This window comes from Miltoncostaea oceani (assembly GCF_018141545.1).
Taxonomy (GTDB): domain Bacteria; phylum Actinomycetota; class Thermoleophilia; order Miltoncostaeales; family Miltoncostaeaceae; genus Miltoncostaea; species Miltoncostaea oceani.
This window is the reverse complement of record NZ_CP064356.1, coordinates 2,940,618-2,967,339: the sequence shown is the minus strand read 5'-3', so window position 1 is coordinate 2,967,339 and position 26,722 is coordinate 2,940,618. Positions and strand designations below refer to the sequence as shown.

The window sequence follows — 26,722 nt, the reverse complement described above, 5'->3', positions numbered from 1 at the left end:
CGGGCGCCCACGCGCGCGGCGATGCTATCAACACGTCCCCGGCGCATCGCCGCCGCGTCGTTGGCACACTGGCGGGGAGAGTGCCAAGGGGCCGGGTGCCCGTCGTCTATAATCCCGGGCCGTCCGTGGTTCCACGTCGTACGAGGTGTCTGCGTGCCGTTCTACGAATACCGCTGCGTCGATGGTCACACGTTCGAGGTGACCCAGCGCATGAGCGACGAGCCCCTCACGAAGTGCGAGGTCTGCGGCAAGAAGGCCTCCCGGATGCTCTTCGCGCCCGCGATCCACTTCAAGGGGACGGGCTTCCACAACACCGACTACGGCAGCAAGCGCCGCGGGACCGGTGGCGACGAGGGCGGCGGATCGTCGGGTGGTGACGGCGGGACCGCGGGCACCGGCGGCTCCAAGGACGGCGCATCCACCTCGGGCGGATCGACGTCGTCGGACAGCTCGTCGTCGTCCTCGGGCGGCGGGGGCAAGACGGTGGGGCTGGACAAGGTCTGACCCGCTGACCGAGGGTCGCCTCGCATGAGGGGCCCCCTCACCTCCCGGAGCGTCGGCCACCCGGCGCAGCTCGTGGTCGCCGGCTTCGCCGCGACCATCCTCGTCGGCACGCTGGTGCTGCTGATGCCGTTCGCCACCGCCGGGCCGGGCAACGCCCCCGTGTGGACGGCCCTGTTCTCCTCGGTGGCGTCGGTGACGCTCGGCGGCATGGCGATCGTCGACACGTCCACGTACTGGAGCCCGGCCGGCCAGGTCGTGATCCTGGTGCTCGTCCAGCTGGGCGGGCTCGGCATCGTGACGAGCGCGTCGCTCCTGTTCCTGGTGGTCGCCCGGCGCGTCGGCCTGCGCGGGCGCCTCGCCGCCCAGACCGAGCTGCACACCGTCGACCTCGGCAGCACGAGGAAGCTGCTGATCGCGATCATCGGCTTCTCGCTCGCGTTCCAGGCGATCACCGTCATCGCCCTCACCGCCCGCCTGTGGCTCGGCACCGACCTCGGGTTCGGGCAGGCGGCGTGGAACGGGCTCTTCCACGGCGTCGCGGCGTTCAACAACGCCGGCCTGTCGATCTTCCCCGGCGGCCTCACGTCGTTCGCGGACGACCCGTGGGTCCTCGGGACGATCGCGATCGCGGTCATCGCCGGTGGCCTCGGGTTCCCCGTGTGGCTGGAGCTGCTGCGGCCGACGCCGCCGCCCGGCCTGAGCCTCCACACCAAGCTCACCCTGGTGACGACCGCGGCGCTGCTGGCCTTCGGGACGATCGCCGTCACGGCGCTGGAGTGGCGCAACCCCGCCACCCTCGGTGCCCTCTCCGGCGCGGACCGGCTGGTCGCCGGGATCTTCTCGGGCGTCATGCCCCGCACCGCCGGCTTCAACGTCATCGACTACGGCCAGGCCGAACCCGACACGGTCCTGGTGACGGAGATGCTGATGTTCGCGGGCGGCGGCAGCGGCTCCGTGGCGGGCGGCATCAAGGTCACGACGTTCGCCCTGCTGTTCCTGATCGTGTGGGCCGAGGTGCGCGGCGACCCCGAGGTGACGGCCTTCCGCCGCCGCATCCCGACGACGGTCCAGCGCCAGGCCCTGACCATCGCGGTGCTCGCCGTGAACGCCGTCGTCATCGGCACGCTGCTGGTGATGGCGACGAACGACATCGAGTTCCTGGACGCGCTCTTCGAGTGCGTCGCCGCCTTCACGACGGCGGGCCTCAGCACCGGGGTGACGGCCGGGTTGAACGGCTTCGGCCAGGGCGTTCTGATAGTCCTCATGTTCCTGGGGCGCGTCGGGCCGTTGACGCTCGGCGTCGCCCTGGTGCTGCGCGAGCGGGAGCGCCTCTACACCCACCCCGAGGAAAGGCCGCTCGTTGGGTAGGAACGACCAGACGCTGGTGATCGGGCTCGGCCGCTTCGGCCGGGCGATCGCGGAGACCCTCGGCCAGCTCGGCCACGAGGTCCTCGGGGTCGACGCCGCCGCGCGCACGGTGCAGGCGTGCTCGACGAGCATGACCCACGTCGTGCAGGCCGACGCGACCGACGCCGACGCCCTCCGCCAGCTCGGCGCCGGCGACTTCCCGAGCGCCGTCGTGGCGATCGGCTCCGACATCCAGGCGAGCATCCTCGTCACCTACGCCCTCGTCGACCTCGAGATCCCGCGGATCTGGGCGAAGGCGATCACCGCGGAGCACGGGGCGATCCTGCAGCGCGTCGGCGCCCACCGGGTCATCTTCCCCGAGCGCGACATGGGCGTCCGGATGGCGCACTCGATGGTGGGCCGCACGATCGACTACATCGAGATCGACGAGAACTTCGTCCTCATCGAGACGACGGCCCCCCGGGAGGCCGTCGGTCAGACCCTGGAGGCGGCGGGCCTCCGCAAGAAGTACGACGTCACCGTCGTGTGCGTGAAGAACCCCGGCGGCACGTTCACGTACGCGACCCCGGAGACGGTGCTGCAGCGCGGCGACCTGCTCGTCGTCGCCGGGTCCCCCGAGCGCGCGGAGACGTTCGCCGCCCTCGACTGACGGTCAGCCGGTCGCGATGAAGTTCGCGATCTCCCGCTCGTTGCGGTCCGGGTCGGTCTGGACGACGAACGAGATGCCGTCGATGAGCTGCGGCTCGCCGGAGAGGAGGATGCGGTCGCCGGGGCGCTGCTCCAGGCGCGCCTGCAGCCAGCCCATCTTCGCCATGTCGATCGTGCCGATGTCCGTCTGGAGGGCGCGCACGATGTCGGCCCCGCGCCACGGCGCCAGGAGCAGGCCGGACGGGGCGAGGACCTTGCTCTTGAGGCCGGCGACGACGGCCTGCTGGCGCAGCGCGCGCCCGAAGTCGCCGCCGCAGTCGCCCTGGCGGGCGCGGGCGTACTCGAGCGCCCGGGCCCCGTCGAGGGAGATGCGGCCCTCGGGGAAGCTGACGGTGCGGCCCGCCTCGTAGGGGCAGTCCACGAGCGACGTCGGGTTGTTGACGGTGACGCCGCCGACGGCGTCGACCATCTTCGGGAAGCCGTTGAACTTGATCACGATCAGGTGGTGCACCGGCAGCCCGGTGAGGCGCTTCACGGCGTTGATCGCGCCGGCCTGGCCGTTGAAGAAGAACGCGGCGTTGATCTTCTGGGTGCCCTGGCCGGGGATCTCGACGCGGTAGTCGCGGGGGATCGACAGGTACTTGATCCGGCCCGAGTCGGGGTCGGTCCGCATCAGCAGGATGGTGTCGGCACGGCTGCGGGTCTGGCCCCGGCGGGCGTCGACGCCCAGGATGAGGGTGTTGGTGGGCGTGCCGAGCATTCCCCCGGGGAGGGGGTCGAGCGCGGCGCGGGCGGAGGCCGTGATCTTGCCGTTCGACTCGTCGACGGCGCTGTCGAGGGCGAGGTAGCCGAGGACGCCCCAGACGGTGAACGCGACGAGCAGCACCAGCAGGCCGCGGGCGACCCAGCCGCCGGGGCCGAGGCCGCGCAGCGAGTACCAGCGGCGCCCCTCGCGCTGCAGGGCGCGGCGCTGCTCGCGCTCGAGCCGTCCGGGGCGGCGCCCCGGGGCGGGGCCGGGGGTGCCGGGCCGGGGCGGTGCGCCGACGCCCCCGCCCCCGTTCCCGCCGCCGCCCGCCGCACGGGCGTCGTCGCCCGCCTCGCGGGCCACGAGCGCGCGGAGCTGGGCGAGTCCCTCCTCGCCCTCGGGTGCGGCCGCCGCCCCACGGGCGCGGAACCGCTTGTACGGCTTGGTCGTCCGGCTCATCGGCGGGTGATGGTAGCGTCAGTCACGGTGACGACCGTCGAACTCGGGAAGGGGCCGCCGTGGAGGGAGCGGGAGGCCTGACGGTCGTGGGGACCCCGATCGGCAACCTGGCCGACCTCTCCCCGCGGGCCGCCGAGTGCCTCCGCGGCGCCGATCTGGTCGCCTGCGAGGATACGCGCCGCACCGCCGTTCTCCTGCGTCACGCGGGATCCGGGGCGCGGATGGTGGCGGTCCACCGGCACAACGAGGCGGCCCGGACGGCCGATCTCGTCGGCCGCATGGAGACCGGCGCGCACGTGGTCCTCGTCAGCGACGCGGGGATGCCGCTCGTGAGCGACCCGGGGGCCCGCCTCGTCCGCGCGGCGGTCGCCGCCGGCCTGCCCGTCGACGTGGTCCCGGGGCCGAGCGCCGTGACCGCGGCGCTCGCCGTCTCGGGTCTCGGCGAGGGCGACGGCTTCGCGTTCGCGGGGTTCGTGCCGCGCAAGGGGGCCGAGCGCCGCGCCGCCCTCGACGCGCTCGCCGGGTCGCCCGTCCCCGTCGTGGCCTACGAGAGCCCGCAGCGGCTCCCCGCCCTCCTCGCCGACCTCGCCGCCCGCATGCCGGACCGCCCCGTCGCCGTCTGCCGCGAGCTGACGAAGATGCACGAGGAGGTCCTGCGGGGGACGGCCGCCGAGCTCGCCGCCCGCGTCACCGAGCCCCCCCGCGGAGAGATCGCCGTCGTCGTCGCCCCCGCGCCGCCCGCCGACGGCGACGCCGCGACCGCCGCCGCGGACGGGCCGCTGCGGGAGGCCCTGGCCGTCCTCCTCGACGCCGGCCTCGGGGCGGGACGCGCCGCCGAGGTCGCCGCCCTCCTCGGCGCCGCCCCCCGCAACCGGGCCTACCGGGTCGCCCTCGAGGTCGCCGAGGAGAGGCGCCGCAGCACGTAGGAGACCCGCGGGGGCGCCGCGTCCCCCGCGGCGGCCTGGGACGCCACCCGCGCGACCGCCGCGCGGTCGCCCAGCACCAGCGCCCGCGCGACGGCCTCCTCGACGGGGGCCACCGGGACCGTCCGGTCGCCCAGCCGGACGAGGTGCCGCGCGGCGAGCTGGGCGTCGTCGTCCGCCGCCAGCGTCCACGCGGGGCCCTCCGCGGCGAACCCGGCCGTCACGTCGACCTCGACGCCCGCGACCCACGTCCCGCCGCGCCGCGACGACCGCCCCCCGCCGGAGCTCGGGGACAACGCGACGCCGAGGGCGGCCTCCGCCGCGGCGGCGTCGGCGACGGCCACCTCCACGTCGATGTCGCGGGGGCGCACCCGGTGCCCGAGCAGCGCCCGCCCGGCGCTCCCCGCCAGCACCCAGCGCACCCCCGCCGCGTCGAGGCGGGCGGCGACGGCGATCAGGGCGGCGTGGCAGCGCGGGGGCAACGGCTGTGGCACTACACTCCGGGGTCGTGGCCGACGGACGCTTCTACCTCACGACGCCGATCTACTACGTCAACGCGGACCCGCACATCGGGCACGCGTACACGACGATCATGGCCGACATCCTCGCCCGCCATCACCGGCAGCTCGGCGAGGAGGTCTTCTTCCTGACCGGCACCGACGAGCACGGCGGCAAGATCGCCACGTCGGCCGAGAGGGAGGGCCGCACCCCGCGCGAGCACGCCGACATCCTCTCGGCCCGCTTCCGCGACCTCGGCGGCCTGCTCGACGCGACCTACGACTTCTTCATCCGCACCACCGACCTCGAGCACGAGGCGGAGGTCGCCCGGATCTTCCAGGGCCTCCACGACTCCGGCGACGTCTACAAGGGCAGCTACGGCGGCTGGTACTGCTCCGCCAGCGAGGCGTTCTACGCCGAGGGCGACCTGCTGGAGGGGCGCCTCTGCCCGGTCCACAAGACGCCCGTCGAGTGGGTCGAGGAGGAGAACTGGTTCTTCCGCCTCTCCGCGTACCGCGACCGGCTGCTGGAGCACTACGACGCCGACCCCGGCTGGGTGCAGCCGCAGGCGCGCTACAACGAGGCCCGCCGGATGATCGAGCAGGGCCTCGACGACCTCTCGGTGTCGCGGGCGCAGGTGGAGTGGGGCGTCCCCGTCCCGTGGGACCCGGAGCAGACGATCTACGTCTGGATCGACGCCCTCCTCAACTACCGCACCGCGCTCGGGTACGCGCGGCCCGGCGAGGACCTCGTCGAGCGCTTCTGGCCGCCCGACCTGCAGCTGATGGCGAAGGACATCCTCAAGTTCCACGCGGTGATCTGGCCGGCGATGCTGATGGCGGCCGGCCTCGAGCTGCCCCGCCGGCTGATGATCCACGGCTACGTCCTCAAGGGTGGCGAGAAGATGAGCAAGACCACGGGCAACGTGGTCGACCCGTTCCCGTTCATCGAGTCGTACGGCATCGACGCCCTGCGCTACTACCTCGCCCGCGAGGTGCGCTTCGGGGAGGACGGGACGTTCACCGCCGAGGGCTTCGAGGGCCGCTACTCGCAGGAGCTCGCGAACGAGCTGGGGAACCTCCTCAACCGCGTGGTGAGCATGATCGGCCGCTACCGCGGCGGTGTCGTGCCCCCCGACGGCGGGGCCGACGGGGAGATCGCCGGGGAGGTGTCCGCGGCGACCGCGTCCCTCACGACCGCGTTCGAGCGCCTCGACGTGTCACGCGGCATCGAGGACGTGTGGCGCCTCGTCCAGCGCCTCAACCGCCTCGTCGAGCAGCGGGCCCCCTGGACCCTCGCGAAGGACCCCGCCCGCGCCGGCGAGCTCGACCAGACCCTGCACACCCTCGCGGAGGGCCTGCGCGCCGTGGCGATCCTGCTGTGGCCGGTCATCCCGGGGTCGGCGGAGTCGATCCTCGCCGCGCTCGGGCAGGACCCCGCCGCCGTCGCGATCGCCGACGCCGCCTGGGGCGCCGGCCGGCCGGGCGCCACCGTCGCGCCGTCGGGCCAGCTGTTCCCCCGCGTGGAGGAGGAGGCGGCGTAGTCGACTCGCACGCCCACCTCGACTCCTGCGAGGTGCCGCCGGCGGAGCTGGTGGCCGAGGCGGCCGCCGCCGGGGTCGAGCGGATCGTGGCGATCGGCGTCGGCAGGGAGTCGAGCGAGCGTGCCGTGGCGCTGACGCGGGAGCACCCCGGCGTCCACGCGGCCGTCGGCGTCCACCCGAACGACGCCGACGGGTTCACCGACGACGACATCGCCTGGATGCGCGACCTCTGCGCCGACCCGAAGGTGGTCGCGGTCGGCGAGTGCGGGCTCGACCACCACCGCGACCACGCCCGTCCCGCCAACCAGCGCCGCGCGTTCAGCGCCCAGATCGCGCTGGCCCGCGAGGTCGGGTTGCCGCTCGTCATCCACACCCGCGACGCGGCGCGCGAGACGCTCGACATGCTCGCCGCGGAGGCCGCCGGCCACCCCGTCGTCCTCCACTGCTTCTCGCTGCCCGAGCACCTCGACGAGGTCGTCGCGCGGGGCTACGTCCTGAGCTTCGCGGGGCCCGTGACGTTCCCGAAGTCCCTCGACCTGCAGCGCGCCGCACGGGACGTGCCGGCGGAGCTGCTGCTGGTCGAGACCGACAGCCCGTACCTGGCGCCGGTGCCGCGCCGCGGGCGCCCGAACCGGCCGGCCAATGTCGCGCACACCCTCCGCTTCATCGCGGACCTGCGCGGCGTCACCGAGGCGGAGCTCGACGAGCTCACCTCCGCCAACGCCGCCCGCGTCTTCGGCTGGTGAGCCCGGCTCGGGCCGGGTGGGCGTCATGCGCCTGCTCGCCGAGCACGGCCTGCGCCCCGACACCGACCTCGGCCAGCACTTCCTCCTCGACGAGAACCTCGTCGACCTCGCCGTGCGCGAGGCGGCCGTCGGCCCGGACGACGTCGTCCTGGAGGTCGGCGCCGGCCTCGGCGTCCTGACGGTCGCCCTCGCGCGCGCCGCGTCCCGGGTGCACGCCGTCGAGCTCGACCGGCGCCTCGCGCCCGCCCTCGCGGACGCCCTGTCCGGCCTCCGCAACGTGTCCCTCGCGTGGGGGGACGTGATGAAGCTCGACTGGGAGGCCCTCGACCCGCCGCCGACGGCCCTCGTCGCGAACCTCCCCTACGACATCGCGACCCCGCTGATGCTGGAGAGCACGTGGCGGCTGCCGTCCCTCGACCGCTGGTGCGTGATGGTGCAGCGGGAGGTCGCCGACCGGTGGCTCGCGGAGCCCGGCGGCCGCCAGTACGGGGGGCCCTCGGTGCTGCTGCGGCTGAGCCTCGCGCCGACGTTCCGCCGCCAGGTCGGCCGCGAGGTGTTCGTCCCGCGGCCCCGCGTCGACTCCGCACTCGTCGCGTTCCGCCGGGTCGCGCCGGCGCCGTCGCCGGAGGTCCGGCGGGTCGTCCGCGCCGCGTTCTCGTCGCGGCGCAAGACCCTCGCCAACGCCCTCGCGCAGGCGGGCTGCCCGAAGCCGGAGGCCGCCCGCGCCATCGCCGCCGTCGGCCTGCCGCCCGCGGCCCGGCCGGAGCAGGTCGCCCCGCCCGACTTCGCACGCCTCGCGGAGGAGCTGCAGTGGAGCGGGTGACGCTCCTCGCGCCCCCGAAGCTCAACCTCCGCCTGCTGGTCGGCCCCCTCGCCGCCGACGGCTACCACCCGGTCCGCACCCTGATGGTCGCGCTCGACGGCCCCGCCGACGTCGTCCGCGTCTCCCACGCCGCCGGGCGCGTGGTGCGGTGCCCCGGCGTCGACGGGCCCGGCAACCTCGCGTGGGCGGCGATCGACGCCCTGGAGCGGGAGACCGGCCGGTCGCTCCCCGCCGAGGTCGTCATCGAGAAGGCGATCCCCAGCCGGGCGGGCCTCGGGGGCGGGTCGAGCGACGCCGCCGCCACGCTCGTCGGGGTCGACCGCCTCCACGACCTCCGCCTCGGCGTCGACGCCCTCGAGCGGGTCGCCGCGCGCGTCGGCTCGGACGTGCCGTTCTTCGTGCGCGGCGGCGCCCGGTGGGGGGAGGGGCGCGGGGAGCGCCTCACCGCGGGGACGACCCCGCCGTTCGCCGCGGTCCTCCTGCGCCGCGACCCCGGCCTCGCGACACCCGAGGTCTACCGCGCCTTCGACCGGCTCCCCCCGCCGCGTCCCCCGGCCGGCCCCGGCGACGCGCCCGGGAGCTTCGAGGGGCTCGCGGCGTGGGTGCGCAACGACCTGTGGCCGCCGGCGTTCGCGCTGCGGCCCGCGCTCGGCCGCACCGTCCGGGCCCTCGCCGCCGCGGGCGCCGGCCCCGTGCTGCTCTGCGGCAGCGGATCGTGCGTCGCCGGGTTCGCCCCCGACGTGGACGCCGCCCGGCGCATCGCCGCCGCGATCCCCGGCGACGGTTTCCGGGCGGTCGTCACCCCCGCGGCCGGAGGGGTCCGGATCGTCGCGGACTGAGGTCGCGCCCGTTCGCCGCGGAGGGTTCCCGGCGAACGGCCGGGGTGCCGTCCGGTGAACCGTCCGGCCCCACCGGACGTATCGCGGAGCGACACGCGTCCACGGAGAGGAACGACATGGCCCGACGCACCTTCGGTCGCCGCGCGCTCGCACTCGGCGCCGCACTCGCACTGGTGGCCCCCGCCGCCGCACAGGCCCGCGACATGTACATCACCGACTCGGCCGGGAACCTGCACCGCCTCGACTCCCGTCATCCCGGCGTGATCCTCGACAGCGCGCCCGTGACCGGGCTGCCGGCGGGCGTGTCGCTCGTCGGCATCGACGTGCGACCCGCGACGGGCGACCTGGTCGGCGTCGGCTCGAACAGCGTCGTCTACACGATCAACCCCGACACCGGCGCGGCGACCGCCATCGGCACGGGCTTCGCGCCCGGCCTGAACGGCACGTCGTTCGGCGTCGACACCAACCCGGTGCCGGACGCCCTGCGCATCACGAGCAACGCCGAGCAGAACTACCGGATCGCCTTCGCGACCGGCAACCACGGCGCCGCGAGCCCCGACGGCGCGCTGAACCCCGGCGACCCCTCGGTCGTGGCGAGCGCCTACACCAACTCGACGGTCTCGGCGGTCCGCCCCGCGACGACGACGCTCTACGCGATCGACTCCGCCGCGAACACCCTCTCGGTGCAGAACCCGCCGAACGCGGGCACGCTCACCGACCCGAAGCCGCTCGGCGTGGACGTCGGCGACGCGACGTCGTTCGACATCGCCGGCGCCGGCAACCTCGGCTTCATGACCACGACGCCGATGGGCGGCACCGGCGCGGTCCTCTACCGGGTGGACATCACCACCGGCAGGGCCACCGAGCTCGGCCCGATCGCGACGGGGAGCCTCCTCCGCACCAAGGGCACCCCGCGTCTCACCGTCACGGGCCTCGCCGCCCGCCAGGAGGTGACCTCCCCGAAGGCGAACACGGCGCCGAACGTCCAGATCGTGAAGACCACCCTCCGGCCGAAGCCGAACCAGAGGGCCGCCTACATCGCCCAGGCGGCGGACCCCGACGGGGCCGTCTCCGCGGTCGCGTGGGACACCGACGGCGACGGCGCGTTCGACGACGCGTCGGGCGCCTCGATCCGTCTCGGCCTGCCCGCGGGCGTCCGCACGATCGGCGTGCGGGTCACCGACGAGAAGGGCGCGCGCACGGCCACCACGGTCCGCGTGCTCGTCACGAGGTAACACCGCCGACACGTCCCCCGGCGGCGGCGGAGCCGCCGGGGGACGGCGCTACACTCGGACCCGGTGAACGACCCGCTGATCATCGAGGCCCGTCCCTCGTCGGCCCGTGAGCGCCTCCGGCAGAGGATCCGCGGACGCCGGTTCATGCTGTCCGGCGTCCTCGCCCTGGTCGAGGTCGTCGGCTTCCTGATCTGGCGCCCCAGCGCGGTGCTGCTCGCGACCCTCGCGGTCGTCGTGCTGGCCCTGAGCGTCATGGGGGCGACGCGCGTGCGCCCCGGCCTGCTGCGCGACCTGCTCTGGATCGTCGCCATCGCGCAGGCGATCGTCGTCGTCATCCCGCTGGTCGTCGGGCTGTCCCTCGTCGCGGGGCTGATCGTCGCGATCGTCCTTATCGTCGGCCTCGTGCTCATCGCCGCTCGCTGGCGGGTGTGAGCCCGGCCGACCTCCCGCCCGCTCCGGTGCCCGCCTTCTCGCGGCCGGGTCCCGCCATCCCGGGCACCGACCCCCTCACGTCGCGTCAGGGCTTCCTGGCGCAGATCAACTGGACGCCGCCGGCGACCGGCGGGCGCCGCCCCCTCGTGGCCGTCCTCGACACCGGCGTCGACCGCACCGACCCGGACCTCGCCGGCGTCGTCGTGACGCAGGGGGGCCGCAGCTTCGTGCCGGGGTCGCCCGACCCCCTCCGCGACCCCGAGGGGCACGGCACGCACGTCGCGGGGATCATCGCGGCGACGTCCGGCAACGGCGTCGGCGGGAGCGGCGTCGCCGACGCGCGCATCCTCCCCGTCACGATCGCCGACGCCGACGGCCGCACCACGACCTCGGCGCTGGTGCGCGGCGTGCGGTACGCCGCCGCCCGCGGGGCCCGCGTCATCAACATCTCCTTCGGGGGGCGGGGGTTCTCCGCCCAGGAGCAGCGGGCGATCGACGACGCAACCCGGCAGGGGGCGCTGGTCGTGGCCGCGGTCGGCAACTCCGGCGGGCGGTCCGGCGGCCCCGACTACCCGGGCGCCTACCGCCAGGTGCTGGCCGTCGCGGCGCTCGGCGCCGACGGCCGCGCGCTCGGCATCTCGGAGCGCGGCGACCAGGTGGCGATCGCCGCGCCCGGGCAGGACGTCGCGTCGACGCCGCCCCGGGGCCTGCCCGGCGTCAGCGCCCAGGGGCTCGTGACCCGGACCGGCACGTCGATGGCGGCCGCCGTCGTCACCGGCGCCGCCGCCCGCCTCATGGCCCGCCGGCCCGGGCTCTCGGCGCAGCAGGTCCGGATGGTGCTGGAGGACTCGGCGCGCGACGTGCCGCCCACGGGGGTCGACAGCGCGACCGGCGCCGGGGCCCTCGACCTCGCCGCCGCCCTCGCCGCCCGGCCGCCCGTCCCCGGCGACACGGAGCCGAACGACGACATCGACATCGCCGCCGGCACGCGTCCGCTGCTCACCGTGACCGGACCCGACACCGCCGTCCGCCGCGGCCGCACCGGCAGCTGGAGCGACCCCGCCGACGTCTTCCGCGTCGCCCTCCGCGCCGGGGAGGCCGTCACCGCCACGCTCGCGCCCCAGGGGGCGCCGCAGGGCGGCGACCTCGACCTGCTCCTGTGGCGTCCCGGCACGCCCAGCGGGCGCCGCGGCCCCGCGGTCGCGCGCACGTGGCTCGTCGCCGCCTCCCTCGGCCCCCGCGCCGACGAGCGCATCAGCGTGGCCGCCCCGACGACGGGCATGTACTCCCTCGAGGTCCGCGGCATCCGTGGCGGCGAGTCGCGCGCGGGCCGCGGCACGCTCCCGTACCGCCTCGACGTCAGCCGGGCGCGACAGTGACGGGCCGGGGCTATGCCCGGGGCGGGGCGACGTCCACAATGGGCGCACGATGACGACGGCACCCGAGGCGCGACCGGTCCCCGACCTCTCGGACCCGGCGTTCTACATCAACCGCGAGCTCTCCTGGCTCGACTTCAACGAGCGCGTGCTGGCGCTCGCCCGGGAGCCGGGCACGCCCCTGCTCGAGCGGTGCAAGTTCCTCGCGATCTTCTCCAGCAATCTCGACGAGTTCTTCATGGTCCGCGTCGCGGCCGTGCAGGACGCGATGGAGGCGGGCCGCCTGCCCTCCACGCCCGACCAGCTGCCGCGGGAGGCCGTGCTCGACCGGGTCGCCGCCCGCGTGCGCGAGATGACCGACGAGCAGTGCCGCATCTGGCGTGAGGACCTCCGGCCCGAGCTGGCGGAGCAAGGCATCGAGGTCGCGTCGTACCGCGACTTGACGCCCGCCCAGCGGCGGGAGGTCGACGCCGAGTTCGACCGCGCCGTGTACCCCGTCCTGACGCCCCTCGCCGTCGGCCCCGGCCTGCCGTTCCCGTACATCTCGGGGCTCTCGCTCAACCTGGGCCTGCGGGTCCGCGACCCCGTCACCGGCGAGAGCCGGTTCGCGCGGATCAAGGTGCCGCCGCGCCTCCCGCGGCTGCTGCCCGTCGGGCCGCGGATGGTGCCCCTCGAGGACATCATCGAGGCCCACCTCGACCGCCTCTTCCCCGGCATGCGGGTCGTCGGGACGAGCCGCTTCCGGGTCACCCGCGACGCCGACTTCTCGATCTCCGACGAGTCCGACGACCTGATCGGCGCGGTCGAGGCGCAGCTGCGCCGCCGCCGCTTCGGCCACGTCGTGCGCCTCGAGGTCGAGGAGGGGGCGTCCGACTCCCTCGTCGACGAGCTGATGGAGGCGATGGAGGTCGGGGCGCGCGACACGTTCCGCATCCCCGGCATGCTCGACCTGACGGCGCTCTGGGCCCTCGCGTCCCTCGACCGGCCCGCGTTGCGCGACACGAGCTGGGAGCCGCGCACCCGTCCGCGCCTGCGCCCCGAGGAGGGCGAGCGCATCGACATGTTCGCCGCGATGCGCTCCGGCGACATCCTCGTGCACCACCCCTACGACGACTTCACCTCCAGCGTCGAGCGGTTCGTCGAGCAGGCGGTGGAGGACCCGAACGTCCTCGCCATCAAGCAGACCGTGTACCGCACCAGCGGCGACTCCCCGATCGTGCCGGCGCTGATGCGCGCCGCCGAGCAGGGCAAGCAGACCGTCTGCCTCGTCGAGGTGCAGGCCCGGTTCGACGAGGAGCGCAACATCCAGTGGGCGCGGGCGCTGGAGCGCTCCGGCGTCCACGTCGTCTACGGGCTGACGGGCCTGAAGACCCACGCGAAGCTCGCCCTCGTCGTCCGCCGCGAGGGCGACCGGGTGCGGCGCTACGTCCACATCGGGACGGGCAACTACAACCCGTCCACCGCGCGGCTCTACACCGACCTCGGCCTCTTCACCTGCCGCGAGGACCTCGTGGAGGACGTCGCCGACCTCTTCAACCACCTCACCGGCTTCGCCCGGCCCCCGAGCTACCGGCGCGCCCTGGTCGCCCCCGCGCACCTGCGCGACGGCGTCATCCGCGAGATCCAGCGCGCGATCGACGGGCACAGCGCCGAGCACCCCTCGCGGGTCGTGATGAAGATGAACTCGATCATCGACGGGCCGGTGATCGCGGCGATCTACCGCGCCTCGCAGGCGGGGGTCCCCGTCGACCTGATCGTGCGGGGCATCACCGGCCTTCGACCCGGCGTCCCGGGGCTGAGCGAGAACGTGAGGGTCCTGTCGATCGTCGGGCGGTTCCTCGAGCACGCCCGCGTGTTCGCCTTCACCGTCGGCGGGGCCACGACCTACTGGATCGGGTCGGCCGACATGATGGCCCGCAACCTCGACAACCGCGTCGAGCTGGTCGCGCCGGTGGACGATCCCGACGCCTGCGCCGAGATCCAGACGGTCCTCGACCTGCAGATGGCCGACACCGCCCTCGCGTGGGAGCTCGCGTCCGACGGGACGTGGGCGCGGGTCGTGCCCGCCCCCGGGGAGGAGCCCCTCAACTCCCAGGACGCGCTGATGGACCTCGCGGCGCGCCAGGCGCGGGCGGGCTGATCGACACCGGCACCGCCCGCCGGGCGTGCGGTAACCTGGGTCGATGAGCAGCGACACCCCCACGTGGACCCCCCCGGCGAAGCCGAGCTTCAACAGCCCCGCCGCCGACCTCAACCAGCTCCGCAACGAGGCCAAGCGGATCGCCGAGTCGGCGCCCGGACAGCCCGTGCACAAGGCGGTCCTGGAGCGCGCCCGTGCGCTGTCGGCCGCCATCGAGCACGACCTCGGCCTCCCCGTCACGCCGGACGGGTTGTCGTACGCGGACCTGGCCGTCCTGCTGTCGCAGTCGAAGTAGGCCCCGGCCTACTCCCCCGGCAGGTCCATCGTGAGGCGGGCGACGGCGCCGTAGTCGAGATCGGCGGGCACCTGTCGCAGCAGATCCGCCGCGGCGTCGGCGAGCGGCGGCACGCGGTCGTCGAGGTCGCGGGCGTGACCCAGGTCCTTCAGCAGGTTGCGGACCGTGAAGCCGGGGACGTGGTCGCCCTCCAGCACCCGCGCGAAGAGGTTGCGCAGCTGCCACGAGTCGCCGGACGACCGCATCACGATCTCCCGGGCGAGCGCCGGGTCCAGGCCGGCGCGCTGACCGCGGCCGAGGGCCTCCGCCGTGGCCGTCGTGATGGTCGCGACGAGCATGTTGTTCACCAGCTTCGCGACGAGCCCGAGGCCGACGGGTCCGCAGTGGAACCGCTTCTCCGGGTCGCCCATCGCGTCGAGTGCGGGGACGGCCCGGGCGAGGGCGTCGGCGTCGCCGCCGCACATGACGGCGAGCGTGCCGGCCGCCGCGCCCGTGGGGCCGCCGCTGACCGGGCAGTCGAGGTACGCCACGCCGCGCGCGGCGCAGCGCTCCGCGAGCTCCCGGGCGACGGCGGGGGCGATGGTGCTCATCTCGACGAGCACCGGGGGCGGGGAGGCGGCGTCCAGCAGGCCGTCCACGACGACCCGCACGTCGGGGGAGTCGGTGACGCACGAGCACGCGAGGTCGGCGCCGTCCATCGCCTCGGCGATCGACCCGGCCAGGGTGACGGGGAGTCCCGCGGCCCGCGACGACGTCCGGGCGTGGAGGACGACCTCGTGCCCGGCGTCCGCGAGGTTGCGGATCATCCCGGATCCCATCAGTCCCGCGCCGACGAAGCCGATCCGCATCGCCCCCACGATAGCGGGGGCGGGGGGAGACTCGAGGGTCGTCCCGGCGCTCGACCACGTCGCCGTGGGAGCGGTGCCCAGAAGATCCGAGTCGCTGTGCCCGAGCTCCTCGAATCCTCGAACTGCCGCGCGGGGGCAGTAGGACGACCCTCGAGCAGGAGCATGACTACGGTCATGGGCCTTTTCGCCCCCCGGGGGGCGAGTCGGGGTGGTGCGGGGACTCGCCGAAGGGGGAGTATCGGTGCCCCCCGGGGGGCGGGCGGGCGGTCGCGACGGGCCCCCCGCGGCGGGATCCCGGTTCGGGATCCGGCCCGACGGCGGATAATCACCCCGTGAGCACCGTCCCCACCACGGCCTCGCGCGTGCGATCCGTCGCGGGCCCGCTGCGCCGCCTCTCCGGATGGGTCGTCCAGGTCGTCAGCGGGACGACCCGCCGGTCCGTCGCCGACGACATCACCGGCGTCGCGAGCCAGTTCGCCTACAACGCCTTCCTCGCGACGGTTCCGTTCCTGTTCGTGCTCGTCTCGATCGTCGGGCTCGTGGCGGAGCCGGACACCTTCGACGAGTTCCTCGTCGACGACGCCGACAACGCCATCCCCGTCGAGCTGCGCGAGCTGCTCCGCTCGTCGCTGCGGTCCGCGACGGCGAACACCGGCCAGGCCGCCCTGTTCCTGACGATCGGCCTGATCGCCGCCCTGTACGTCTCGGCGAACGTCATGGGGTCCCTCGTCGGAGGGCTCGACCGCATCCGCGGCGTCCCGCACCGCCCGTGGGTGCGCGGCAAGCTGGCGGCGCTCGCGATCGCGATCGCGACGAGCGTCCTGGTCGTCGCGACGACGCTGGCGCTGATCGGCGGGTCGCGCCTGGTGGAGGCCGTCGCCGAGCAGATCTTCGGCAAGGGCGCGCCGAACGTCGCGGGCCGCATCCTCTACCTCATCGGCACCGGCAGCCTGCTCCTCTTCACCGTCGCGGTGTACCACTTCGGGCCGAACGCGCCGCGCCGGCGCATCCTCGCGTCGGTGCCGGGGGCGCTGATCGGCGTCGCCCTGTGGATCGGCGTGACCCGCCTGTTCGCCCTCTACATCGAGAACTTCGACTCGTACAAGACCGTCTACGGGGCGCTCGCCGGCGCCGCGATCTACCTGATCTTCCTGTTCCTGACCTGCGTGTCGCTCCTCATCGGGGCGGAGGTCAACGAACAGATCTACGCGATGCGCCAGCGCCACCGCGAGGCGCGCGCCGCCGCGGCCGACGCGACCCGGGTGATGTAGCCCGTCACCGCTGGCAGGTCGGGCACCAGTAGGTCGTGCGGTTCGCGTCGCCCTGCCCGCGGGAGCGGATGCGCGTGCCGCAGCGGCGGCAGGGACGCCCCCGGCGGTTGTAGACCCAGGTGCGCTCGCGGGCCCACGGCGGCGCGTCGGGCGGCCGCCAGGTGCGGATCGGCCCGCGGTCGCTGACGCCCAGCGCCAGCAGCCGCGCGGCCTCGGCGCCGAGGGCGGCCGCCTCCTCCGCGGTCAGCCCGCCCACCGGCCGCCAGGGGTCGATGCCGGTGAGGAAGCACGTCTCGCTCTTGTAGACGTTCCCGATGCCCGCCACGACGCGCTGGTCCATCAGCGCCTCCCCGACCTCGCGGGTCGGCTCCAGCCGCGCGAGGGCGGCGGTCGTCGCGGCGGCCGGGTCGACCGCGTCGTCGAGCAGGTCCGGTCCCGTCGCCCGCAGGCCGCGGGGCAGCGGCTCGCCGGGCTCCAGCAGCCGGACGTTCGGGCAGCGGTACAGCGCCGCGACGTGCGAGGACGTCCAGAGGGCCAGCATCATGCCGCCGGGCCGCGGCGGGCGGCCGACGGGCATGAGCCGCCACACCCCGCTCATCATCAGGTGCGAGTGCAGCACGCGGCCGCTCGCGAAGCGCAGCAGGTGGTGCTTGCCGACCGCCTCGGCGGCGGTGACCCGGTCGCCCGTCAGCAGGGCGGGGATGCCCCGGTCGGCGAGCCGCGGGTCGGGTGCGTCGACCCGCACGAGCTCCCGCCCCGTGAGGGCCGCGCCGAAGCGGATCGCGTTGCGGTGGCTGACCTGTCCCTCCGGCATCCGTCGACGATAGCCCGGGCGCGAGGCCTGGCGCCGGGGGTCGCGGCCGGTCAGACTCCGCGGCGTGAGCGAGCAGACCGCCGACCGTGGACCCGGGCACGGGAACCCCCTCGCGCGTCGCGCCCTCCTCCTCGTCGGCATCCTCGCGGGCATCGTCGTCGCGTACTTCATCGCCGCGGCGACCGTGCCGCGGTGGTGGGCCCAGCGGATCGCCGACCAGGTCGACGGCAGCATCGCCGCCGGCACCGGCATCGGGCTCTTCTACGGGTTCGTCTTCACGTTCGTCCCGCTGCTGGTGCTGTCGTTCGCGCTCCACCGGGGCCGCTCGTGGCGGCTCCGCGGCTGGCTGGCGGGCGCGGCGATCCTCCTCGCCCTGCCGAACCTGATGACGCTCGGCATCGTGCTGGGGACCGGGTCGGCGTCGCACGCCGGGGAGCGGATCCTCGACGTCGAGGGGCCGAACTTCCGCGCCTTCACCCTCGTCGGCGCCATCGCCGGCGCGGCGGCCGTCATCGGCGTGCGGTACCTGATGACGTCGCGGCGGCGCGCGAAGGGCCGGGCCTCCGAACTCGGCGACGAGCTCCGTCGCCGGCGCGAGGAGGACGAGCGCGAGGCGAAGGCCCGCGACGAGGCCGAGCGCGCCGAGCGGGGTGCCTGAGCTGGCGGACGTCCGGCTCTGCTTCGTGTGCCTCGGCAACATCTGCCGCTCGCCGACGGGCGAGGCGGTGATGCGCGCGCTGGTGGAGGAGCGGGGCCTCGGCGACCGGATCCTGATCGACAGCGCCGGCACCGGCGCCTGGCACGCCGGTCACCCGCCCGACGGCCGGGCGACCGCGGAGGCCGCCGGGCGCGGGATCCTGATGGACGGCCGGGCGCGGCAGTTCACGCAGGACGACTTCGCGCGGTTCGACCTCGTCCTCGCGATGGACGCGCAGAACGCGGCCGACCTCCGCGCCCTCGCGCCCGACGACGCGGCCCGCGACCGGGTGCGGCTGCTCCGGGGATACGACCCCGCGGCGGGACCCGGCGACACGCAGGTCCCCGACCCGTACTACGGCGGGCCCGACGGCTTCGCCGAGGTCTTCGACATGGTCGACGCCGCGTGCCGCGGCCTGCTCGACCACCTGCTGGCGGGGCCGCTCGCGCGGGCGTGAGCCCGCTCCCGCCCGCGGTCTCCGCCGCCGTCGCCGCGGCGCTCGGCGCGGCCCCCGCCGACGCCGTGCCGGTGGGCGGCGGCAGCATCAACCACGCCGCCCGCGTCACCCTCGCCGACGGGCGGACGGTCTTCGTGAAGCACCACCCCGGCGCCCCGCCCGGCGCGTTCGCCGCCGAGGCCCACGGACTGGCGTGGCTCGCCGCGGCCGGCGCGCTCCGCACCCCGGAGGTCCTCGGGGTCGGCGAGGAGCCGGGCGCACGGTTCCTCGCGCTCGAGTGGATCGCCCCCGCCACCCCGGTGGACCGCCGCGGCGCCGGCGCGACGCCCGCCGAGCGGTTCGGGCGCGGCCTCGCCGCGCTCCACCGGTACGGCGCCCCGTCCTTCGGGCTCGACCGCGACAACACGATCGGGCCCCTGCCCCAGTCGAACACCCCGTGCGACACGTGGGCGGCGTTCCTCGCCGAGCGGCGGCTGCTGCCCCTGACGCGGATGGCGGTGGACGGGGGCGGGCTGGGGCCGGCGACGGCCCGGGCGATCGAGGCGCTGGCCGGCCGGCTCCCGGACCTCTGCGGCCCCCCGGAGCCGCCCGCCCGGCTGCACGGCGACCTGTGGTCGGGCAACGCGATCCTCGACGCCGACGGCGGTCCGGTGATCCTCGACCCCGCCGTCCACGGAGGCCACCGCGAGGTCGACCTGGCGATGATGCGCCTCTTCGGCGGCTTCCCCCCCGCGACGTTCGCGGCGTACGCCGAGGACCACCCCCTCGCGCCCGGCCACGAGGACCGCGTCGAGCTGTTCCAGCTCCACCCGCTGCTCGTCCACGTCGTCCTCTTCGGCGGCGGCTACGCCGCCTCCGTGGAGCGCGTCGTCCGCCGGTACGCCTGAGCCCGCGCCGGCGCGGGCCCGGGTGGACGGGCGGGGCCCGCCGTCAGGCCCGCAGCACCAGCCCGCGCAGGTCGGTCCGGAACCCGGCCTCCAGCAGCAGCCGCTCGACCGGCGTCCCGAACACCGGCTCCCCGTCGACCCGCTCGATCGTGGCGCGGCGGCGGCGGTCGGCGCGGATCCAGTCGGCCAGTGCCGGCACCGCCCGCTCGAGCGCCCGCTCGTCGGGGGCGTCGAACGTGAGCAGCCCGCGGCCCCCGCGCTCCAGGTAGAGCGCCGGGGCCCCGTCCACCAGCACCACCTGCGCGCCGAACACGCGCGACGGCGACCGGGTGGCCCCCTCGCGCTTCGGCCACGGCGCCGCCGCCCCGTAGGGCTGCGCCGGGTCGGCGGCGCCGAGCACCAGGATGCGCGGCTCCTCGTCGAGCGGGGCGTCGCGCAGGTCGCGCATCCGCTCGACCGCGCCGGGCATCGCGAACTGGGCGCCGCCGAGGCCGTCCACGAAGTACCCCCGCCGCACCGTGCCGAGCGTCTCCAGCTCGGTCAGCGCCGGGTACACGCCGGAGTAGCCGCCCGGCACGCCCTCGCTCAGCACCGCCGAGCGGGTGAGCACCCCGTGGCGCTGGGCGAGCAGCTCCGCGGTCGCCCGCCGCCGCTCGGCCGGGTCGACGTCCCCGCGGAAGAGGCGGTCGGCCAGCGACCACCGCCCGGCGACGGCGGACGGCGCCGCCCGGCGCGCACCGAGCCGCCGCCGCGACCCGATGCCGCTCGCCCGCTGCGGCGCGGGGAGGCGCCGCGCCGCCCGCAACGGCAGCCACAGGTCGTTGGTCACCTCGCCCGCCCACACCAGCGCCCACAGCGCCGTGAAGACGTCCTCGCGGGTCGCCTCGCCCGCCGCGAGCAGGTCCTCCCAGAAGCTCGCCCCCGACGCCAGGGCGGCGCGCAGCCCGTCGGCGACCGGGCCCTCCGGCGCCGGGTCGACGGGGGGCGCCCCCAGCAGGGGCGCGTCGTCGCGGAAGTACAACGCGACGCGTCCGCCGCCCACCCCGCCGGCGCCCGCGCCGACCCAGACGATCTCGCCCCGCGCCGCCAGCTCGTCGAGCGCCGCGGGCGCGTACCCCGTCACGCGGCGCGGGAAGACCTCGGCCTCCCACTGCGCCGGGGGGAGCGCGAGGCCCTGGAGGGCGCCGAGCGCGTCGCGGAGGGCCTCGACCCCGTGGGTGCCGCCGGGGCGGTCCACGCGCTGCCAGTCCGGCAGGAACCGCCCGAGGGCCCGCGGCTCGGCCGGCTCGATCTCCCGGCGGAGGGCCGCGAGGCTCGCGCGGCGCAGGCGCCGCACCACCTCGGCGTCGCACCACTCCCGCCCCGACCCGCCGGGCCGCAGCTCGCCGAGCACCAGGGTGCCGTCGGCCTCGAGCGTCGCGAGCGGCGCCTCCAGCACGCCGGCCGGCAGCGCGTACCGGTCGCCGACGTCGACCGCGTGGAACGGCCCGTGCGAACGGGCGTACCGCGCGACGATGGTCCGCAGCGCGTCGGGGACCGTCTCGAGGAACGCCTCGGGCAGGCCGGAGGGCGGCATGCCGCCGAGGCCGTCGCGGTACCGCCCGGCGTCCTCGGCGGCGATGACCCGCTGCTCCCCGCCGATCCGCATCCGGGTGGCGCGGCGCTCGGAGATCAGCGACTCCACCCACGCGCCGGCGGACGCGGGCTCGGTGATCCGCTCGGCGATCTCCGCCTCGGTCAGGTCGCCGATGCGGCGCAGCAGGTCGTGCAGCCCGTCGGGTCCGCGGGCGCGGCCGCGGTCGGACAAGCCTTGCAGGTCGGCCTCGAGCGTCTCGAGGGCGCCGGGGTCGATCAGGTCGCGCAGCTCCTCCTGGCCGAGCAGTTCGCGGAGGAGGTCCCGGTTCAGCGACAGGGCCTGCGCGCGCCGCTCCGCGACCGGCGTGTCGTCCTCGTACATGTACGACGCGACGTACTCGAACAGCAGGGAGCCCGCGAACGGCGACGCCGTCGACGTCTCGACCTCCACCACCGCCAGCTCCCGCGACTGGATCCGGGTCAGCACGCCGCGCAGGCTCGGGAGGTCGAACCAGTCGTTGAGGCACTCGCGGTACGTCTCGAGGATCACCGGGAAGCTGCCGAACCGCCGGGCGACCTGCAGCAGCGACGACGCCTTCAGGCGCTGCTGCCAGAGGGGCGTCCGGCGTCCCGGCCGGCGACGGGGGATGAGGAGCGCGCGGGCGGCGTTCTCGCGGAAGCGGGCCCCGAACAACGCGGTGCCGGCCAGCTCGCCGAGCACGAGCTCCTCGAGCTCGTCCGGCGAGATCATCGCGATGTCCGGGGAGGGCGCCTCGTCGGCGTCGGGCAGGTGGAGCGCGATGCCGTCGTCGCCCCAGATCGTGTGGGCCTCCTGGCCCGTCTCCGCGCGGATGCGGGCGCCGATGGCGAGGGCCCACGGGGCGTGCACCCGCGCCCCGAACGGCGTCAGCAGGCAGAGCCGCCAGTCGCCGATCTCGTCGCGGAAGCGCTCCACCACGATGGCGCGGTCGCTCGGCACCGTCCCCGTCGCGAGCGCCTGGTCCTCGAGGTAGGCGACGAGGTTGCGGGCCGCCCGCTCGTCGAACGAGCTCTCGGCGCGCAGGCGCGCCTGGGCGACCTCGGGGCCCGCGGTGACGAGCTCGCGGGCGAGGCGTCCGACGGCCTCGCCCAGCTCGTACGGACGGCCCATGCCCTCGCCCTTCCAGAACGGCACCGCGCCGGGAGCCCCCGGGGCGGGGGTGACGATCACCCGGTCACGGGTGATCTCCTCGATGCGCCAGGTCGACGCCCCGAGCATGAACGTCTGGCCGCTGCGCGCCTCGTAGACCATCTCCTCGTCGAGCTCGCCCACCCGGGCGCCGTCGGGGAGGACGACGGCGTAGAGGCCGCGGTCGGGGATGGTGCCGGCGTTCTGGACGGCGAGCGCCCGCGAGCCGTCGCGTCCCCGGACCGTCCCGGCGGTGCGGTCCCACACCACGCGGGGGCGCAGCTCGGCGAACTCGTCCGACGGGTACCGCCCGGCGAGCATGTCGAGGACGCCCTCGAGCTGCTCGCGCGACAGCTCGGCGAACGGGTACGCCCCCTTCGCGAGCGCCTCCAGGTCGTCGACGTCCCACGCCTCGTCGCCGGAGCAGATCGCCACGAGCTGCTGGGCGAGCACGTCGAGCGGCAGGCGGGGGACGTGGGTCTCCTCGATCGCGCCGCGGCCCATCCTCTCGACGACCGCCGCGCACTCGAGCAGGTCGCCGCGGTACTTGGGGAAGACGCGGCCGCGGCTGGGGGCGCCGACCTGGTGCCCCGCCCGGCCGATCCGCTGCATGCCGCGCGACACGCTGCGCGGGCTCTCGACCTGGATCACGAGGTCGACGGCGCCCATGTCGATGCCGAGCTCGAGGCTGCTCGTCGCCACGAGGGCGGGCAGGCGCCCCGCCTTCAGCTCCTCCTCGATCAGGGTCCGCTGCTCGCGGGCGAGGCTGCCGTGGTGGGCGCGGGCGATCTCCTCCTCCGCCAGCTCGTTGAGGCGCAGCGCGAGGCGCTCCGCGAGGCGGCGGTTGTTCACGAAGATCAGCGTCGAGCGGTGCGCCCGGACGAGCTTCAGCAGCTCGGGGTACATGGCGGGCCAGATCGACCGGCGGCGGTTCTCGGACCCCGCGACGTCCGACAGCTCGCCGGGCGGGGACTCGAACTCCCCGAGCTCGCGCATGTCGTCGACGGGGACGATCACCTCGATGTCGAGCTCCTTCGCGGCGCCGGCGTCGACGATCTCCACGGGTCGCGGCGTCCCGTCGGCGGCCTGGCCGCCGAGGAACCGGGCGATCTCGGAGAGGGGGCGCTGGGTGGCGGAGAGGCCGATGCGCTGGAGCTCACCGCCGTCGGCCTCCACGACCCGCTGCAGGCGCTCCAGGCTGAGCGCCATGTGCGCGCCGCGCTTGGTGCCGGCGACGGCGTGGATCTCGTCGATGATGACCGCGCGGATGCCGCCGAGGATGTCCACGCCGCGGGAGGTGAGCAGCAGGTAGAGGCTCTCGGGGGTGGTGATGAGGATGTCGGGCGGGGTGCGGAGCATCCGCTGCCGCTCGCGCTGGGGGGTGTCGCCCGTGCGGACGGCGACGGAGATCTCCGGCGGCTCCAGGCCCTGCCGCTCGGCGACGGCGGCGATGCCGGCGAGGGGGCCGCGCAGGTTCCGCTCAACGTCGTAGTTCAACGCCTTGAGGGGCGAGAGGTACAGCAGGCGCGCGGGCTCGCGTCCCGCGAGGCGGTCGGCGACGATGCCGTTCAACGCCCAGAGGAACGCGGCGAGGGTCTTGCCGGATCCCGTCGGCGCGAGGATCAGCGAGTTCGCGCCGGCGGCGATCGGCGGCCACCCCAGCCGCTGGGCGGTCGTCGGCTCCGCGAAGGCGGCCTCGAACCACTCGCGCACCAGCGGGTGGAAGGGGGAGAGGGCGGGGTCACCCCCCCGCGCCGGCGCCGACGTGCTCACCCGTCGATGGTACCCGCGTGGCCGGAGGTCACCCCCGGACCGGTGCTACTTGTCGAGCATCACCCAGACGCCGAAGACGATGACCACCAGGCAGACGGCGAAGCAGGCGACCGCGACGACCCGGCGGACCGGGGAGAGCCCCCCCGTGGACCCCTCGGGGGCGGTGCTCGCGACGACGCCGAGGGCGTAGAGGCCGACCACGCCGACCCCGAACGCGGCGCTCAGCGCCGCGACGCGCCAGAGGGCGTCGACGTCGATGAAGTCGCTCACGCCGCCCCGGCCATCGCCGGGCCCTCGTCGCGGGCCTCCTCGGCGTCGGTGGTGACGACGGCGATGGGCGGCGGCGGGCCGGCGTCGGTGACGTTGCCGGCGTGCACCCGGTCGCGACGCGACGCGAGCCAGATCGCGGCGGAGGCCGTGCCGGCGATCACGGCGACGACCGCGATGCCGGCGTTGCCGCCGATGCCGGCGGCGATGCCGTACATGCCCGCGGCGGTGAGGCCCGCGGCGGGGAGGGTGATCGCCCACGCGAGGGCCATGCGCCCCGCGACCCTCCAGCGCACGTGGGCGCCGGGGGCGCCGACGCCGGACCCCATGATCGCCCCCGACGCCACGTGGGTGGTGGAGAGCGGGAAGCCGAAGTGCGACGACGTGAGGATGACGGTCGCCGCGGAGGTGTCGGAGGAGAAGCCCTGCGGCGGGGTGATGTCCGTGAGGCGCGTCCCCATCGTGCGGATGATCCGCCAGCCGCCCATGTAGGTGCCCGCGCCGATCGCGAGCGCCGCGGACAGGACGACCCACGTGGGGACGCCGGAGTCGGCGCCGATCGTGCCGTGGGCGACGAGGGCGAGGGTGATGATCCCCATCGTCTTCTGGGCGTCGTTCGTCCCGTGGGCGAGGGAGATGAGCCCGGCGGAGGCCACCTGGCCCCGCTTGAAGCCGCGCTCGGCGCCGGCCTTCGGGGCGCGGTGCGTCAGGCGGGTCGCGAGGCGGACGGCGAGGATCGCGACGACGCCGGCGATGACCGGCGCGAGGAACGCCGGGACGACGACCTTCTGGACGATGGCGGTCCCGTTGACGGCGTCGGTCCCGAGGGCCGCGAGGGTCGCGCCGACGACGCCCCCGATCAGGGCGTGCGACGAGCTCGACGGCAACCCGAGGAGCCAGGTCACGAGGTTCCAGAGGATCGCGCCGAGGAGGCCGGCGAAGACGATCGTCAGCGTGATGGCGCCGGCGTCGACGATGCCCCCGGCGATGGTCTTCGCGACCTCGAGGGAGAGGAACGCGCCGACGACGTTCAGGAGGGCGGAGAAGCCGACCGCGATCCGTGGCCGGAGCGCACCCGTCGCGATGGATGCGGCCGTGGCGTTCCCGGTGTCGTGGAATCCGTTGGTGAAGTCGAACGCGAGCGCGGTTGCGACCACGACGATCAGGATGAGGTCCTCGGCCATCCGCTGGGAACACTCCCGCCGGGCGGTCGATGTTTCAAGGTGGTGACCACGTGTTTCACCGCGCGGTCACATTCCCATCCGACTGCGGGTTTCCCGCGGCCCCGGCGCTCAAGGGCGCCCGCCGGCGCGCCGATCCCGCCCACAGGACGCCTCCGTCAGGGACACCGCTTGCCCATCGACACCCAGAGCACCGGCTTCGCGCAGGCGATCGCGCGCGTCAACGAGATCCGGCAGACCGTCTCGGGCGCCACCGCCGCGCCGCTCACCGGCGAGTTCGCAGGCGCGCTGACGTCGGCCATGGCCCCTGCCGCGACGGCCGCCGGCGCGGGCGGCACGACCACGACGGCCTCCCCCTTCGTGTCGGCGTCGCTCGGGACGACCCCCGGCCTGGCCGGCGTGTCGGCCGTCGGCGGCGGTGGGCGCGGGCAGCGGATCGCGGCGCTCGCGACGGCCGAGCTGGGGGTGGCGGAGGAGCCCGCCGGCTCGAACGACGGCGCCCGGATCGCCCAGTACCGCACCGCCACCGCGGGGTCGGGCGTCGGGCCGTGGTGCGCCTACTTCACCTCGTGGGTGGCGGCGCAGGCGGGCGTGCCGGTCGGGCCGGACGGCAGCGGCCTCGGATACGTCCCGACGGTCAAGCAGTGGGCGCAGGACACGGGGCGCTACATCCCGGCGGGCTCCGCCCCGCCGCAGGTCGGCGACCTCGTGGTCTTCGACCGTGGCGGCGACGGGGTGCTCGACCACATCGGCATCGTCACCGGCGTGCGTCCCGACGGGGGCATCGCGACGGTCGAGGGCAACTCGAGCGACAAGGTGTCGGCCCGTTCGTACGGCCCCGGCGGCTTCGCCGGCCTCGTCCGGCTGGTGCCGCCCGGCTCCTAACCGGCGGGGGGTCCCGGAGGTATCCTGCGCCCCGTGGGGACCGCGACGCCTGTCAAGCCACGCACGGGCCGGCCCGATTCCGGCTCGGGTCACGGCGACCCGTGCCACGTGATCGTGATGAACGACGACCACAACACGTTCGAGCACGTCGCGGCGACGCTCGCCCGGTACATCCCGGGCGTCGACCGGGCCCGCGGCATGGACCTCGCCAACAAGATCCACAACTCCGGACAGGCACGTGTATGGAGCGGCCAGCGCGAGCAGGCGGAGCTCTACTGGGAGCAGCTGAAGGGCGCGGGCCTCACCATGGCCCCCCTGGCCTGAG

The 26,722-nt window shown here is 75.4% G+C and carries 26 protein-coding genes; 19 read left to right on the top strand and 7 right to left on the bottom strand.

Annotation, left to right across the window (positions count from 1 at the left end; all coding sequences use genetic code 11):
- Positions 1–153: 153 nt before the first annotated feature.
- The 3 genes from IU369_RS15195 to IU369_RS15185 are packed head-to-tail and all read left to right on the top strand — an operon-like array spanning position 154 to position 2,521.
- Complete coding sequence (locus IU369_RS15195; RefSeq protein ID WP_217921828.1) at positions 154–504, top strand: FmdB family zinc ribbon protein; 351 nt, start codon at positions 154–156, stop codon at positions 502–504.
- 24 nt (positions 505–528) lie between these two features.
- Complete coding sequence (locus IU369_RS15190; RefSeq protein WP_217921827.1) at positions 529–1,872, top strand: TrkH family potassium uptake protein; 1,344 nt, start codon at positions 529–531, stop codon at positions 1,870–1,872.
- Entirely contained in the window at positions 1,865–2,521 is a 657-nt protein-coding gene (locus tag IU369_RS15185; protein ID WP_217921826.1) for a potassium channel family protein, read from the top strand. The genes IU369_RS15190 and IU369_RS15185 overlap by 8 nt, the downstream gene beginning before the upstream one ends.
- A 3-nt stretch (positions 2,522–2,524) precedes the next feature.
- Here IU369_RS15185 and IU369_RS15180 read toward each other — a convergent pair whose 3' ends face one another.
- On the bottom strand, positions 2,525–3,724 hold the full coding sequence (locus IU369_RS15180; protein ID WP_217921825.1) for an LCP family protein: 1,200 nt from the start codon (positions 3,722–3,724) through the stop codon (positions 2,525–2,527).
- A gap of 59 nt (positions 3,725–3,783) precedes the next feature.
- On the opposite strand from IU369_RS15180, the gene rsmI reads away from it, so the two are divergent.
- Complete coding sequence (gene rsmI / locus IU369_RS15175) at positions 3,784–4,650, top strand: 16S rRNA (cytidine(1402)-2'-O)-methyltransferase (RefSeq protein ID WP_217921824.1); 867 nt, start codon at positions 3,784–3,786, stop codon at positions 4,648–4,650.
- On the opposite strand, the gene IU369_RS15170 is transcribed toward rsmI, so the two are convergent.
- Positions 4,602–5,129: a nucleotidyltransferase domain-containing protein gene (locus IU369_RS15170; RefSeq protein WP_217921823.1), complete on the bottom strand. Its 528-nt coding sequence runs from the start codon at positions 5,127–5,129 to the stop codon at positions 4,602–4,604. The genes rsmI and IU369_RS15170 overlap by 49 nt on opposite strands.
- 26 nt (positions 5,130–5,155) lie before the next feature.
- Between IU369_RS15170 and metG the strand changes: the two genes are divergently transcribed.
- The 9 genes from metG to IU369_RS15125 all read left to right on the top strand — a co-directional run bounded on the left by metG (position 5,156) and on the right by IU369_RS15125 (position 14,574).
- Positions 5,156–6,688: a methionine--tRNA ligase gene (metG, locus tag IU369_RS15165; RefSeq protein ID WP_217921822.1), complete on the top strand. Its 1,533-nt coding sequence runs from the start codon at positions 5,156–5,158 to the stop codon at positions 6,686–6,688.
- Entirely contained in the window at positions 6,610–7,434 is an 825-nt protein-coding gene (locus IU369_RS15160; protein ID WP_281426249.1) for a TatD family hydrolase, read from the top strand. Before metG ends, IU369_RS15160 begins: the two co-directional genes overlap by 79 nt.
- Before the next feature lie 25 nt (positions 7,435–7,459).
- Positions 7,460–8,257: a 16S rRNA (adenine(1518)-N(6)/adenine(1519)-N(6))-dimethyltransferase RsmA gene (gene rsmA / locus IU369_RS15155; protein ID WP_217921820.1), complete on the top strand. Its 798-nt coding sequence runs from the start codon at positions 7,460–7,462 to the stop codon at positions 8,255–8,257.
- Complete coding sequence (locus tag IU369_RS15150) at positions 8,245–9,096, top strand: 4-(cytidine 5'-diphospho)-2-C-methyl-D-erythritol kinase (RefSeq protein ID WP_217921819.1); 852 nt, start codon at positions 8,245–8,247, stop codon at positions 9,094–9,096. The genes rsmA and IU369_RS15150 overlap by 13 nt, the downstream gene beginning before the upstream one ends.
- A gap of 116 nt (positions 9,097–9,212) precedes the next feature.
- The gene (locus tag IU369_RS15145) at positions 9,213–10,331 is read left to right on the top strand and encodes a DUF4394 domain-containing protein (protein WP_217921818.1); all 1,119 of its coding nucleotides are present in this window, start codon (positions 9,213–9,215) and stop codon (positions 10,329–10,331) included.
- A gap of 63 nt (positions 10,332–10,394) precedes the next feature.
- Positions 10,395–10,763 carry a hypothetical protein gene (locus tag IU369_RS15140; protein ID WP_217921817.1) on the top strand — a complete coding sequence of 123 codons (369 nt, stop codon included), beginning with the start codon at positions 10,395–10,397 and terminating at the stop codon, positions 10,761–10,763.
- Positions 10,760–12,142 (top strand): S8 family serine peptidase, encoded by a 1,383-nt coding sequence (locus IU369_RS15135; protein WP_217921816.1) that lies wholly within the window; start codon positions 10,760–10,762, stop codon positions 12,140–12,142. The genes IU369_RS15140 and IU369_RS15135 overlap by 4 nt, the downstream gene beginning before the upstream one ends.
- A 49-nt stretch (positions 12,143–12,191) precedes the next feature.
- The gene (ppk1, locus tag IU369_RS15130; protein WP_217921815.1) at positions 12,192–14,279 is read left to right on the top strand and encodes a polyphosphate kinase 1; all 2,088 of its coding nucleotides are present in this window, start codon (positions 12,192–12,194) and stop codon (positions 14,277–14,279) included.
- Positions 14,280–14,322: 43 nt separating this feature from the next.
- On the top strand, positions 14,323–14,574 hold the full coding sequence (locus tag IU369_RS15125) for a hypothetical protein (RefSeq protein WP_217921814.1): 252 nt from the start codon (positions 14,323–14,325) through the stop codon (positions 14,572–14,574).
- An 8-nt stretch (positions 14,575–14,582) separates the two neighbouring features.
- Here IU369_RS15125 and IU369_RS15120 read toward each other — a convergent pair whose 3' ends face one another.
- Entirely contained in the window at positions 14,583–15,422 is an 840-nt protein-coding gene (locus IU369_RS15120) for an NAD(P)-dependent oxidoreductase (protein WP_217921813.1), read from the bottom strand.
- A 332-nt stretch (positions 15,423–15,754) separates the two neighbouring features.
- Between IU369_RS15120 and IU369_RS15115 the strand changes: the two genes are divergently transcribed.
- Positions 15,755–16,693, top strand: coding sequence for a YihY/virulence factor BrkB family protein (locus IU369_RS15115; RefSeq protein ID WP_217921812.1), 939 nt, complete (start codon positions 15,755–15,757; stop codon positions 16,691–16,693).
- Between the two features lie 4 nt (positions 16,694–16,697).
- Here IU369_RS15115 and IU369_RS15110 read toward each other — a convergent pair whose 3' ends face one another.
- Positions 16,698–17,507 (bottom strand): DNA-formamidopyrimidine glycosylase family protein, encoded by an 810-nt coding sequence (locus IU369_RS15110; RefSeq protein WP_217921811.1) that lies wholly within the window; start codon positions 17,505–17,507, stop codon positions 16,698–16,700.
- 64 nt (positions 17,508–17,571) lie between these two features.
- On the opposite strand from IU369_RS15110, the gene IU369_RS15105 reads away from it, so the two are divergent.
- The 3 genes from IU369_RS15105 to IU369_RS15095 all read left to right on the top strand — a co-directional run bounded on the left by IU369_RS15105 (position 17,572) and on the right by IU369_RS15095 (position 19,548).
- The gene (locus tag IU369_RS15105) at positions 17,572–18,165 is read left to right on the top strand and encodes a hypothetical protein (RefSeq protein ID WP_217921810.1); all 594 of its coding nucleotides are present in this window, start codon (positions 17,572–17,574) and stop codon (positions 18,163–18,165) included.
- Positions 18,166–18,235: 70 nt separating this feature from the next.
- On the top strand, positions 18,236–18,661 hold the full coding sequence (locus tag IU369_RS15100; protein ID WP_425516828.1) for a low molecular weight protein-tyrosine-phosphatase: 426 nt from the start codon (positions 18,236–18,238) through the stop codon (positions 18,659–18,661).
- Positions 18,658–19,548, top strand: coding sequence for a fructosamine kinase family protein (locus IU369_RS15095; RefSeq protein WP_217921808.1), 891 nt, complete (start codon positions 18,658–18,660; stop codon positions 19,546–19,548). The genes IU369_RS15100 and IU369_RS15095 overlap by 4 nt, the downstream gene beginning before the upstream one ends.
- Positions 19,549–19,591: 43 nt before the next feature.
- On the opposite strand, the gene IU369_RS15090 is transcribed toward IU369_RS15095, so the two are convergent.
- From IU369_RS15090 to IU369_RS15080, 3 genes are read right to left on the bottom strand one after another with little or no spacing between them, the layout of a single operon-like run.
- The gene (locus tag IU369_RS15090; protein WP_217921807.1) at positions 19,592–24,064 is read right to left on the bottom strand and encodes an Lhr family helicase; all 4,473 of its coding nucleotides are present in this window, start codon (positions 24,062–24,064) and stop codon (positions 19,592–19,594) included.
- 45 nt (positions 24,065–24,109) lie between these two features.
- Positions 24,110–24,334 (bottom strand): hypothetical protein, encoded by a 225-nt coding sequence (locus tag IU369_RS15085; RefSeq protein ID WP_217921806.1) that lies wholly within the window; start codon positions 24,332–24,334, stop codon positions 24,110–24,112.
- Complete coding sequence (locus IU369_RS15080; RefSeq protein ID WP_217921805.1) at positions 24,331–25,515, bottom strand: inorganic phosphate transporter; 1,185 nt, start codon at positions 25,513–25,515, stop codon at positions 24,331–24,333. The genes IU369_RS15085 and IU369_RS15080 overlap by 4 nt, the downstream gene beginning before the upstream one ends.
- 168 nt (positions 25,516–25,683) lie before the next feature.
- On the opposite strand from IU369_RS15080, the gene IU369_RS15075 reads away from it, so the two are divergent.
- On the top strand, positions 25,684–26,397 hold the full coding sequence (locus tag IU369_RS15075; RefSeq protein WP_217921804.1) for a CHAP domain-containing protein: 714 nt from the start codon (positions 25,684–25,686) through the stop codon (positions 26,395–26,397).
- A gap of 24 nt (positions 26,398–26,421) precedes the next feature.
- The gene (locus tag IU369_RS15070) at positions 26,422–26,721 is read left to right on the top strand and encodes an ATP-dependent Clp protease adaptor ClpS (RefSeq protein ID WP_425516827.1); all 300 of its coding nucleotides are present in this window, start codon (positions 26,422–26,424) and stop codon (positions 26,719–26,721) included.
- Position 26,722 lies beyond the last annotated feature (1 nt).

Coding starts and splice junctions, on each gene's coding strand:
- IU369_RS15145 (WP_217921818.1), top strand. CDS start 9,213: ATGGCCCGACGCACCTTCGGTCGCCGCGCGCTCGCACTCGGCGCCGCA.
- IU369_RS15120 (WP_217921813.1), bottom strand. CDS start 15,422: ATGCGGATCGGCTTCGTCGGCGCGGGACTGATGGGATCCGGGATGATC.
- IU369_RS15100 (WP_425516828.1), top strand. CDS start 18,236: ATGCGCGCGCTGGTGGAGGAGCGGGGCCTCGGCGACCGGATCCTGATC.
- IU369_RS15125 (WP_217921814.1), top strand. CDS start 14,323: ATGAGCAGCGACACCCCCACGTGGACCCCCCCGGCGAAGCCGAGCTTC.
- IU369_RS15110 (WP_217921811.1), bottom strand. CDS start 17,507: ATGCCGGAGGGACAGGTCAGCCACCGCAACGCGATCCGCTTCGGCGCG.
- IU369_RS15190 (WP_217921827.1), top strand. CDS start 529: ATGAGGGGCCCCCTCACCTCCCGGAGCGTCGGCCACCCGGCGCAGCTC.
- IU369_RS15180 (WP_217921825.1), bottom strand. CDS start 3,724: ATGAGCCGGACGACCAAGCCGTACAAGCGGTTCCGCGCCCGTGGGGCG.
- ppk1 (WP_217921815.1), top strand. CDS start 12,192: ATGACGACGGCACCCGAGGCGCGACCGGTCCCCGACCTCTCGGACCCG.
- rsmA (WP_217921820.1), top strand. CDS start 7,460: ATGCGCCTGCTCGCCGAGCACGGCCTGCGCCCCGACACCGACCTCGGC.
- IU369_RS15080 (WP_217921805.1), bottom strand. CDS start 25,515: ATGGCCGAGGACCTCATCCTGATCGTCGTGGTCGCAACCGCGCTCGCG.